This window comes from Micrococcus sp., assembly GCF_030523875.1.
GTDB lineage: Bacteria > Actinomycetota > Actinomycetes > Actinomycetales > Micrococcaceae > Micrococcus.
In genome coordinates this window covers 1-10731 of record NZ_JAUNHR010000074.1, presented here as the reverse complement: position 1 = coordinate 10731, position 10731 = coordinate 1, and the positions used below count along the sequence as shown (strand labels likewise).

The 10731-nt window shown below is 74.6% G+C and carries 7 protein-coding genes and 1 pseudogene; 6 read left to right on the top strand and 2 right to left on the bottom strand.

Features of this window, described 5'->3' with window-relative positions:
• Positions 1 to 195: 195 nt before the first annotated feature.
• Genes Q4D18_RS09455 through Q4D18_RS09430 form a run of 6 tightly spaced genes read left to right on the top strand, consistent with a single transcriptional unit; the run spans position 196 to position 7995 of the window.
• The gene (locus tag Q4D18_RS09455; RefSeq protein ID WP_303127683.1) at positions 196 to 1503 is read left to right on the top strand and encodes a nucleotide sugar dehydrogenase; all 1308 of its coding nucleotides are present in this window, start codon (positions 196 to 198) and stop codon (positions 1501 to 1503) included.
• An 11-nt stretch (positions 1504 to 1514) separates the two neighbouring features.
• Positions 1515 to 2138, top strand: a complete 624-nt coding sequence (locus Q4D18_RS09450; protein WP_303127681.1) for an acyltransferase — start codon at positions 1515 to 1517, stop codon at positions 2136 to 2138.
• Entirely contained in the window at positions 2131 to 3234 is a 1104-nt protein-coding gene (locus tag Q4D18_RS09445; RefSeq protein ID WP_303127679.1) for a DegT/DnrJ/EryC1/StrS aminotransferase family protein, read from the top strand. The genes Q4D18_RS09450 and Q4D18_RS09445 overlap by 8 nt, the downstream gene beginning before the upstream one ends.
• Complete coding sequence (locus tag Q4D18_RS09440) at positions 3231 to 4214, top strand: Gfo/Idh/MocA family protein (RefSeq protein ID WP_303127677.1); 984 nt, start codon at positions 3231 to 3233, stop codon at positions 4212 to 4214. Before Q4D18_RS09445 ends, Q4D18_RS09440 begins: the two co-directional genes overlap by 4 nt.
• Entirely contained in the window at positions 4211 to 5833 is a 1623-nt protein-coding gene (locus Q4D18_RS09435; protein ID WP_303127674.1) for a glycosyltransferase family 4 protein, read from the top strand. Before Q4D18_RS09440 ends, Q4D18_RS09435 begins: the two co-directional genes overlap by 4 nt.
• Positions 5830 to 7995 carry a hypothetical protein gene (locus Q4D18_RS09430; RefSeq protein WP_303127671.1) on the top strand — a complete coding sequence of 722 codons (2166 nt, stop codon included), beginning with the start codon at positions 5830 to 5832 and terminating at the stop codon, positions 7993 to 7995. Before Q4D18_RS09435 ends, Q4D18_RS09430 begins: the two co-directional genes overlap by 4 nt.
• A gap of 47 nt (positions 7996 to 8042) precedes the next feature.
• On the opposite strand, the gene Q4D18_RS09425 is transcribed toward Q4D18_RS09430, so the two are convergent.
• Entirely contained in the window at positions 8043 to 9635 is a 1593-nt protein-coding gene (locus tag Q4D18_RS09425; RefSeq protein ID WP_303127669.1) for a glycosyltransferase, read from the bottom strand.
• A 155-nt stretch (positions 9636 to 9790) separates the two neighbouring features.
• Positions 9791 to 10273, bottom strand: a pseudogene (locus tag Q4D18_RS09420) (glycosyl transferase); the annotation flags it as partial.
• Between the last annotated feature and the right edge of the window lie 458 nt (positions 10274 to 10731).

Below are 10731 nucleotides of genomic sequence, written 5' to 3'. Positions count from 1 at the left end.
TGGGCGCAGGCGCTCGGCCTGGCCGGCCCGCCGGCGGGGCGGGCCGGGGCGCGCCGACACGGCGGCGGCGCCCCGGCCCGGCGCGGTAGGGTCTGACCCGGCGCCCTGCCGTCGTCGTGCCCGGCGACGGCATCCGAGCGCCCTGACACCGGCCCGCCCCGGGCCCGCCGCCACATGGAAGGACCCTGGTCCAGGATGAAGATCGCCGTCGTCGCCCTCGGGAAGATAGGCCTGCCGCTCGCGGTGCAGTTCGCCAGCAAGGGACACGAGGTGGTGGGCGTGGACGTCAACGCCGCCGTCGTGGACCTCGTGAACGCGGGCACCGAGCCGTTCCCCGGCGAGGCCCACCTGCAGGAGAAGCTCTCCGAGGCCGTCTCCGCCGGCCGGCTGCGCGCCACCACCGAGTACGGGGACGCGATCCCCGGCGCGGACGCCGTGGTCCTCGTGGTGCCGCTGTTCGTGGACGAGGAGGCGCGCCCCGACTTCGGATGGATGGACGGGGCCACCGCCGAGCTGGCGAAGCACCTGACCCCCGGCACGCTCGTGTCCTACGAGACCACCCTGCCCGTGGGCACCACCCGCACCCGCTGGAAGCCGATGCTCGAAGAGGGCTCCGGCCTGACCGAGGGCGAGGACTTCCACCTCGTGTTCTCCCCGGAGCGCGTGCTCACCGGCCGCGTGTTCGAGGACCTGCGCCGCTACCCGAAGCTGATCGGCGGCCTGTCCACGGCCGGCGCCGAGCGCGCCCGCGAGTTCTACGAGGCCGTGCTGGACTTCGACGAGCGCCCGGACCTGCAGCGCCCCAACGGCGTGTGGGACCTCGGTTCGGCCGAGGCCTCCGAGATGGCCAAGCTCGCCGAGACCACCTACCGCGACGTGAACATCGGCCTGGCCAACGAGTTCGCCCGCTACGCCGGCTCGGCCGGGATCGACATCTACCAGGTGATCGAGGCCTCCAACTCGCAGCCGTACAGCCACATCCACCGCCCGGGCATCGCGGTGGGCGGCCACTGCATCCCGGTCTACCCGCGGCTGTACCTGTGGAATGACCCGGCCGCGGACATCGTGCGCACCGCCCGCGCCGTGAACGCGTCCATGCCCTCCTACGCCGTGCAGCTGCTGGCCGAGTCCCACGGGGACCTGGCGGGCCAGCGCGTCGTGGTCCTGGGCGCGGCCTACCGCGGCGGCGTGAAGGAGACCGCGTTCTCCGGCGTGTTCGCCACGGTGCAGGCCCTGACCGAGGCGGGCGCCGACGTCGCCGTCCACGACCCCATGTACGAGGACGCCGAGCTGGCGAAGCTGGGCTTCGCCCCCTATGCCCTGGGCACGGAGACGGACGCGGCGATCATCCAGACCGACCACGCCGAGTACCGCACGCTCTCCCCGGCGGACCTGCCGGGCGTGCGCACCCTCGTGGACGGGCGCAACATCACCGACGCGCAGACCTGGGACGGTGTGACCCGCCGGGTCATCGGCCTGCCGCACCAGGCCCCCCAGGCCTGAGGGAGGACGACATGACGCAGCAGCAGGACGTGTTCGTCGCCCCCGGCGCGGACGTCTCCGACGCCGCCCGGATCGGCGCCGGCTCGAAGATCTGGCACCTCGCGCAGGTGCGCGAGGACGCGCAGCTGGGGGAGCGGACCATCGTGGGCCGCTCCGCCTACATCGGCACGGGCGTGCGCATGGGCGACGACTGCAAGGTCCAGAACCTCGCGCTCGTGTACGAGCCGGCCACGCTGGGCCGGGGCGTGTTCATCGGCCCCGCCGTGGTGCTCACCAATGACACCTACCCCCGCGCCGTGAACCCGGACCTGTCCCAGAAGTCCGCCTCGGACTGGGTCGCCGTGGGCGTGGACATCGGGGACGGGGCCGCGATCGGCGCCCGCTCCGTGTGCGTGGCCCCCGTGCGCATCGGCGCGTGGGCGCTCGTGGCGGCCGGGTCCGTGGTGACCCGTGACGTGCCGGACTTCGGCCTCGTGGCCGGGGTGCCCGCGCGTCGGATCGGGTGGGTGGGCCGCACCGGCCGTCGGCTCGAGGAGAGGGACGGGGTCTGGGTCTGCCCGGACACGTCCGACACGTTCGTGGAGGCCGACGGCGTGCTGCGCCCGGTCGAGGACCAGGAGGAGACCCGTGGCTGAGTTCATCCCGCCCGCCAAGCCCATCATCGGAGACGAGGAGCGCGCCGCCGTCGACCGCGTGCTCCGCTCGGGCATGGTCGCCCAGGGACCGGAGGTCAAGGCCTTCGAGGAGGAGTTCGGCGAGGTCCTCGTGGAGGGCTGGGACTGCGTCGCCGTCAACTCCGGCACCTCCGGCCAGCACCTCGGCCTGCTCGCCTCGGGCGTCGGCCCCGGCGACGAGGTGATCGTGCCCGCCTTCACCTTTGCCGCCACCGGCAACGCCGTCGCCCTCACCGGGGCGACCCCCGTGTTCGCCGACATCGACCTGGACACCTACACCCTGGACCCCGACGACGTGCGAGCCAAGGTCACCGAGCGCACCCGCGGCATCATGCCCGTGCACCTCTACGGGCACCCGGCGCCGATGGACCGGCTGCAGGAGATCGCCGACGAGCACGGACTGGAGCTCTACGAGGACGCCGCCCAGGCGCACGGCGCGCGGCTGCACGGCCGCCGCGTGGGCACCTTCGGGGCGTGGGCCATGTTCAGCCTCTACCCGACCAAGAACATGACCTCCGGCGAGGGCGGCATGGTCTCGGTCAGGGACCCGGAGCTGGCCCGCCGCATGCGCATGCTGCGCAACCAGGGCATGGAGGTGCAGTACCAGAACGAGCTGGTCGGCCTGAACAACCGCATGACGGACATCCACGCGGCCATCGGCCGGGTGCAGCTGACCAAGGTCCTGGACTGGACCGAGCGACGCCGGCAGATCGCCGCCCGCCTCGACGCCGAGCTGCGCGGGGTGGCCGTGCCCGTGGTGGCCGAGGGCGCCGAGCACGTGTACCACCAGTACACCGTGCGCCTGCCCGAGTCCATGGCCGTGGCGCGGGACGCGATCCGCGACCGGCTCAAGGACGAGTTCGGCGTGGGCACGGGCGTGTACTACCCGGTGCCCACCAACGAGCTGCCCTCCTTCCGGATCGAGGCGGACCTGCCGAACACCCGGACCGCCGCCGCCACCGTGTTCTCCCTGCCGGTGCACCCCTCGCTCACCGACGAGGACGTGACCCGGGTGATCGAGGCCGTGAACACCGTCGTCGAGGAGGCCGCGGCATGAGCCTGCGCACCGGACTGATCGGCCTGGGCATGATGGGCCGCCACCACGCCCGCGTGATGCGCTCGATCGAGGGCACCGAGCTGGTGGCCGTGGCGGACGCGATGGGCGACCCGCACGGCGCGGCGGGGGACCTGCCCCTCTACGACTCCGTGCAGGGGCTGATCGACCACGGCGTGGACGCCGTGGTGTGCGCCGTGCCCACTGGCCTGCACGAGGAGGTCGGCCTGGCGCTGGCCGAGGCCGGCGTGCACGTGATGGTCGAGAAGCCCATCGCCCACTCGGTCGAGGCCGGGCAGCGGCTCGTGGACGCGTTCTCCGCGGCGGGTCTGGTGGGCGCCGTCGGCCACATCGAGCGCTTCAACCCGGCCCTGCAGCAGCTGCGCGAGCGCCTGCAGGCGGGCGAGCTCGGCGAGGTCCACCAGATCTCTACCGTCCGCCAGGGCGGGTTCCCGGCCCGGATCGCGGACGTGGGCGTGGTCAAGGACCTCGGCACGCATGACATCGACCTCACCGCGTGGCTGGCCCGCAGCCCCTACGCGCGGGTGGCCGCGGAGACCCTCACGGCCTCCGGCCGCCCGCACGAGGACATGGTGGTGGCCACCGGGCGTCTGGAGTCCGGCGTCATCACCCACCACGCCGTGAACTGGCTCTCCCCGGAGAAGATCCGGCGGACCACGGTCACCGGCGAGCGCGGCTCGTTCGTGGCGGACACCGTCACGGCGGACCTCGTGTTCCACGCCAACGGCTCCGTGCCCACGCAGTGGGACCAGGTGGCCAGCTTCCGCGGCGTCTCCGAGGGCGACGTGATCCGCTACGCCTTCCCCAAGCCGGAGCCCCTGCGCACCGAGCACGAGGCCTTCCGGGACGCGATCCTGGGCGAGCGGCAGGACCACGTCTCCCTCGAGGAGGGTCTGGCCACGCTGCGCGTGGCCGAGGCCCTCATCGCCTCCGGCGAGCGCGGCGAGTACGTCACGCCGTGAGCGCTCGCCGGAAGCGGACCTGGAAGCAGCAGGTGCGGCACACCCTGCGGGACGGTGCCCGCTGGACGCAGGGGCTCCCGGGCCCCGCCGGCGCCGTGATCGGCGGCGTCGTGCGCGCCCTGCCGGCGAGCACTCCGGGCAAGGCCCGGCTGCGGCGGATCCTGGCGCAGTCCACGGGGCCGGGGACGACGGCCGCCACCCCCGGCGCCGCACGTCCCGTCTCGAGGCCGAGGGTGTCGGCTCCCAACGCGTACCGCGGCTTCCTGCACATCGCCGACGTCGGGGACACCTACTCCGAGCAGGAGGCTGTGACACTCCTGCAGATGGAGAACGCCGTCCTCAAGCGGGATCTCTTCCGCAGGCCCCTCGAGCCCCTGCCCGCCACGGGACACGAGGACGAGGACGCCCGTGAGGCGCCCGGCCGCGTCGAGGCGTACCTCGCCGGCTGCACGGCCCTGCAGGGGGACTCCGGGCCCCTGCACCTCGTGGTCCTGGCCGCCTACCCCACCGAGGAGAACCCGTACGGCAACGGCTTCGTCCACCGCCGGGTGGTCCGCTTCCGCGCCGCCGGGGCGAGGGTGCACGTGGCCGTGGTGTCCCCCACGGCCGAGCCGGGGTCCTATGTCTTCGAGGGGGTCCCGGTGATCACCGGTCGGGGCGCCGAGCTGCGCCGGATGCTGCAGACGCAGCCGTACGACTCGGTGGGGGTGCACTTCCTCGACCGGTTCCAGTGGGAGCAGATGAGGGACCATCTGTCCGGCCATCGCCTCTTCGCCTTCATGCACGGATACGAGTCCCGGCGGTGGATCCGGACCGTGCGCAACCACCGCACCCGGCAGCAGGTCGACGACGCCATCGAGCACACGATCACCCTCCAGCGATTCTGGCGTGAGGTGCTCGCCCATTCCCACGGGCCCGAGCGGTTCGTCTTCGTCTCCCGGTGGTGGCGCCGCGCGGCGCAGGAGGATCTGGAACTGGTGTTCCCCGGCCGCCGGACGGCGATCGTGCACAACGTCATCGACACGGGCCTGTTCCGGCATGTGCCCAAGGACCCGGAGCAGCGGTTCCGGATCCTCTGGATCCGTTCGGCGGCCAACCTCAACTACGGCCCCGACCTGGCCGTGGAGGCGCTCAGGCGGCTGCGGGAGACGCCGTGGTGGGATCGCGTGCAGGTACGGATCATCGGGGACGGCAAGCACTTCCACCTGTTCGAGGACGCCTTCGGCGACGACCCGCGCGTGATCGTGGAGCGACGTTTCGCCGACCAGGCCGAGATCGCCCAGCTCCACCGTGACCACGGCGTCTTCCTCGTCCCCACCCGCGCGGACTCCCAGGGTGTCTCTCGGGACGAGGCGATGGCCTCGGGGCTGGTGCCCGTCACCAACCGGGCCGCCGCGATCCCGGAGTTCACGGACGACGACTGCGCCGTGGTGGCCGGATTCGAGGACGTCGAGGGGCTGGCCGAGGGCATGGTGCGGCTCATGGCGGACCCCCAGCTGTTCACCCGGATGTCGGCAGCGGCGGCCGCCCGCGTCCGCGCGCAGAGCTCGCCCGAGCACACGGTCGACCGGGAGATGAGGATGATGGGACTCGTCCCGAAGGGGGAGGAGGGCGCATGAGGGCACTGCTGCTGACCACCGGCGCCGGTCCCGTCGAGGGCCGGCTGCTGCGCGACGCCGAGCGGAACGGCCACGACGTGGACGTCCTCGACGTCGGAGGCCTCCGATGGCTGCGTCGCGCCGCCGGTCTCCCCTCGGCTCGGCTCTACGACTGGGCCGGCGCCCCGGCCCTGCAGGAGGCCGGGAACCAGATCGCCCGGTCGATGCGCCGGGTGACGCAGGCGGGCCGCTACGGCCTCGTGCTCGCCTCCGGCCTGGGGGCGTGCGGCTTCGCCTCCCGGTTCGTGGAGGAGGAGTTCGTGCCGCTGCTGTGGCGCGGCGACCTGGACTTCTCCGGCGCCCGCGTGCAGGCCACCGCGGACGCGCACCGCCTCGCCATGTCCGTGGACCGCCTGTTCCTGGACGACGAGTGGGAGTTCGACAAGGCACTCTCGAAGGGCTCCCGTGCAGCGCATCTGCTGCATCCGACGCCCGCCCCCCTCGTGCCGGCCGCAGAGGACGCGCAGTCGTTCCCCCTGCTGGCGACCCCGGACCCGGCTCCGCGGGTGCTGGTCCTGCACCCGGAGCGGCACGACGCCGACCGGGTGGCCGCCCAGGTGGGCGCACTGCGGGCGGCCCTGGCGGACGTCCCCGGGGCCGAGCTGGAGGTCGCCTCGGCCTCCTCGCTCGTCCGCGCGCGAGACCTGCTCGCCGGACGGGACCTGCGCCTCCTGGCCCGGACCCGGCTGAGGGGGGCCACCCATGTGGTGCTGCTGGGCTCGTCCCGGGACCACACGGCGGTCGCCGATCTGCTGGTGGCTGAGGGACACGGGGACCGGCTGGTGGTCGAGGACTGCCTCGGCATGCACGCCTGGCTCCTTCTGCATCCGCAGGTGCATTCGGGCCGTGGCCTGCGCCTGGCCGCGGAGCTGCGGGCCTGCGTGGCGGGCGAGCCCGCCTCCGCGCCCGCTCCGCACCCGGCGCTGGTGCGGGAGCCGGCCCCGGATCTGCTCCAGGCCTACGCGGCGGCCATGGACCGCCCCGTGGACCCGCTCCACGAGGACCTCGCCGCCCTGCGGCACGACGGGCCGCTCGAGGTGTTCTTCGCGACCACCCCCCTCGAGGACCGCACCGACGGTGCCCGCCCGTTGCGCGTGCGGGCCATGGCGGAGGCCATGGACACGCAGGCGCCGGCGCTGCGGATCTCCTCCGTCCCGGCCGTGTTCGAGCGGCGCGCCGCCCTCGTGCGCCGGGCCCTCGCCGCGGGGCGCACGGCTGGCCTGATGTACGGCGAGAACTCGACCTCCCCGATCGCCGACCCGACCGTGGCCCGAGGCGTGGCGGAGCTGATGGGCCGCGTGCGGGCATGCGGCGGGCGGGCCGTGTGGTTCGTTCGCGACCTGCACTGGCTGGAGGATCTCGAGGGCTATCTCGAGGACGACGAGCACCGTGAGCAGGTGCGCGCCGCCGGACTGGGGGAGCTCGAGCTGATGGCCGAGGCCGCGGACGCCCTTGCAGCCCCCTCGGCGGAGTCGGGAGTGCTCTTCGACGACCTCCTGCGCCGCCACGGCCGGCAGGGGCACGACTGGATCCCCGTGCCCCCCGGCGTGGAGGCGCGGGCCGCGGTCGACGGCTCGGCCTGGGGGCCGGCAGAGGAGGGCGTGACCCTCCTCTACGCCGGCGGCGTGAGCAGCATCTACGGCCTGGACCTGTACCTCGAGGCCGCGGCCGGCCTCGAGCAGACTGTGCGGCTCGACTTCGTGGTGCGGGCGGGGGAGCGCTCATGTCTGGAGGAGCTGATCGAGCGGCACGGCCTGGGCGGCCGTCCCGGCGTCAGGGTCACCACAGTGCCGCTCGAGTGGCACGTCCCCGCCACCCGCACCGTCGTGGGGTCGGTGCTGCTGGGCTCCGGGTACGCGGCGATGGCGTTCCCGTTCAAGACCATGAGCCTGGTGGAGCGCAACCACCCCATCCTGTGCTTCGCGGACATGGCGATCGCCCCCCTGGTGCGCGGTGAGCGCCTCGGTGTGGCGGTCGAGCGGGACGTCGCCTCGATCCGCGCCGGCCTGCGCCGACTGGTGGCCGAGGGGGCTCCCGGGCTCTCCGCGGCCCGGCGGGCCCACGGGTGGGCGGCACGCATGGCCGCCGTCCGCGAGGCCGTGGGGCTCGAGCCCGTCCTCTGATCGTCCGCCGACGCCGGCCCCGCACAGGCGCCGGCGTCGGTGGAGGATCAGCCGCGGCCGGGTGCCGTCAGCACGGCCCGCAGCCGCCGACCCACCTCCTCCGGCGCGTGCACGGCCGCGCGGTGCGCGAGCGCCGCGGCGGCCCGGGCGGCCCAGGCCTCCTCGTCCATCTCCAGCAGGCGGAGGACGGCGGAGGTGAGGCCGGACTCGTCGGTGACGGTGACGGGCTGTGACGGCGTCCCCGGTCCGTCGAACAGCACCGGTCCCGCCACCACGGCCGCCCCGCGCGCTCCCGCGTGCTCGGCCGCGGGCGAGGGCTCTCCGGTGTGCAGCAGGTCCACCACGACGTCGGCGTTCCAGACGTGCGGACCTCGCCGGCGGAACCGCGGCCCGCTCGGAGCCTCCACGGGCACACCGCGTGCCTGAAGCTCGGCCACCATCGCGGTCACGGCGGTGCGTTCGGCATCGGTCCGATCGCCGGGGAGGACCAGCACGGAGCGGGGGGTCCCGGGCGTGGGGGCGGGGGCTGCGGGGATCGGCCGGGGCAGCCAGACCAGATCCGGGTCCAGAGCCGCCTCCACGTGGCTGTGCGTCAGCACGACCGCCCCCGAGGGCATGGCATCGCGGTAGGGACGTCGGGCTCGGCGCGCGCGGCGCTCCAGGGCGGCGAACGTCTCCTCGTCGAGCTCGTTCCACGGGTGGCCGGGGACCGCCCGCCGGCGAAGTCGGGGGTCGGCCAGCAGGGTGTCCCCGGCCAGGAGGCCCACGCCCCGGCCCCGGGCCAGGAGAGAGGCCGCTTCGAGGGCCACGGAGCCCTCTGCGCGGCCGCCGGCGGGGCCCTGCCCGGCGTACAGCACGGCGGCGGCGGTCTCGTCGTCGTGGATCCAGTCCGCCAGCACCCGGCCCAGCGGACCGGGTCCGCCGGCGAGCAGGCGCGGATCCTCCGGCGGGGACACGGCCGGCCGCTCGACGGCCGGTGCCCCCGCGGCGCGCCAGGCCTCGGCCAGGGCGTGACCGGCCGGAGCATCCCCGACGACGGTCAGCCCCGCGAGGGAGGCGGGGTCCACAGGGGAGGGGGCGATCGGCGCCTCCAGCGGCGGGGCGGGCACCGGGACGAGGGAGGTCCAGACCCGGTGCAGGACGCGCTCGGCGGCCTCCCAGCGATGGGCATCCTGGACCTCGGGCCTGGCCACCGACTCCCGCAGGGTGTCGAGGCGGGCGAGCGCCTCCCGGACGGCGCGGGCGAGGTCGGCGGGGTCGCCCGGCGCGTGGACGACGCCCACCTGCTGCTCTCGGACGAACCTGGCCTGCTCCCGCAGGTCGGACACCACGAGGGGAAGCCCGGCCTGGATGTACTCGCGGAGCTTGGTCGCCATCGCACTCTCGTGAGCCGGGGTCGGCAGCAGGGGACTCAGGCCCAGCGTCGCGGACTCCACGTACCAGGTCACGGAGGCGGACGGGACGTAGTCCAGCAGGTGCACGCGCTCCTCGACGCCCAGGGTGCGGGCCTCTGCCCGCAGGGCGGCCCGCGGCCCCTCGTCCGCGCTGACGACGAACGCCGCATGCACCCCCGGCAGGTCCGCCAGCGCCCGGACCACCGTGTGCACGCCGCGCACCTCGGCGATCTTGCCCAGGTACACGAGGAGGGGACGTCGTCGGCGAGGCCGCACTCCTGGCGGATGGTCCCCCGCACCGCAGGATCCAACGGCGCCCGGGAGCTCCAGGGGGCGTTGACCACCGTGCCCGGCAGCGCGGGCAGGCCGTGGTGGGCCTGCAGGCGCCGGGCCAGCTCGTCGGTGACGCTCAGGACCGCGTCGGCCCGGTGGATCAGCTCGGCCTCGGCCGCCTTCCACCCCACGCGCTGCGCGGCCGGGCCGGGCATGGCCTGTCCGGGGAGCCACTCGTGCGCGTCGTAGACCCACGGGACGGGGGCGTCCCCGCGGGCGTGCCGCCAGCGGGCGTAGGCGTCCGCGGCGGGCAGCGGGTGCCGGTCATGCACGTGGACGAGGTCCGGGGCCAGCTCGACCAGCGCGCGCAGGAACGCGTCCTCGTAGTCGGCGATCAGGGGCCACGTTCGGCGCCATCCCTGGCGCCGGGTGGCCTGGAAGTTGTCCGCTCCCCGGCGGGCCCGGAGACCGACGGCGCGCGCCGCCCCCGGCAGGGAGAGGGAGGGCAGCCGCGCCGCCCGGGCCTCGGCATCCCGTGCCGCCGTCAGCAGGCGGCCGCGCAGCGCGTCCGGCGTGGTGTGGGGCGCGGCACCGCGCACCAGGGCCTGCATCAGACCGGAGCCGGGATGGTCGGGGGTGGAGCCAGCGGCGAGGCGCTCCACCTCCTCGGAGGGGAGGGCGGCCGTCCAGTCGGTGCCCTCCGGCGCCGTGGGTGAATGCAGGGCCATCCAGGCCCGGTGGCGCGTGGCGGGCAGGGGGACACGGAGCACGGGCACCGCCCCGTAGCGTCCGAGCCGGAAGGTGGTCCGGTGGGTGATGCCGACGACCGTCACCCGGTAGCCGGCCCGCATCGCGGAGACGGCGGCCTTCTCCACGCGGGAGTCGCCGACTACGCGGTTGCCGACGAGCATGGCCATGTGGGGTCGTCGGTCGGTCATGGATCGGGACTGCATGGGGGCTCCTCGGATCGGGGCGGGCGGGGCGCTGTGTACGGGGCGGATGGGACGGGAGCGGTCAGCGGACGCCGAGCACGACGTCGGCGAGGGCGGGCAGGACGCGGTCCTCAGCG

What these genes read in the sequence shown, in the direction of transcription:
- Q4D18_RS09455 (WP_303127683.1), top strand. Translation starts at nt 196, where the DNA reads ATGAAGATCGCCGTCGTCGCCCTCGGGAAGATAGGCCTGCCGCTCGCG.
- Q4D18_RS09450 (WP_303127681.1), top strand. Translation starts at nt 1,515, where the DNA reads ATGACGCAGCAGCAGGACGTGTTCGTCGCCCCCGGCGCGGACGTCTCC.
- Q4D18_RS09440 (WP_303127677.1), top strand. Translation starts at nt 3,231, where the DNA reads ATGAGCCTGCGCACCGGACTGATCGGCCTGGGCATGATGGGCCGCCAC.
- Q4D18_RS09430 (WP_303127671.1), top strand. Translation starts at nt 5,830, where the DNA reads ATGAGGGCACTGCTGCTGACCACCGGCGCCGGTCCCGTCGAGGGCCGG.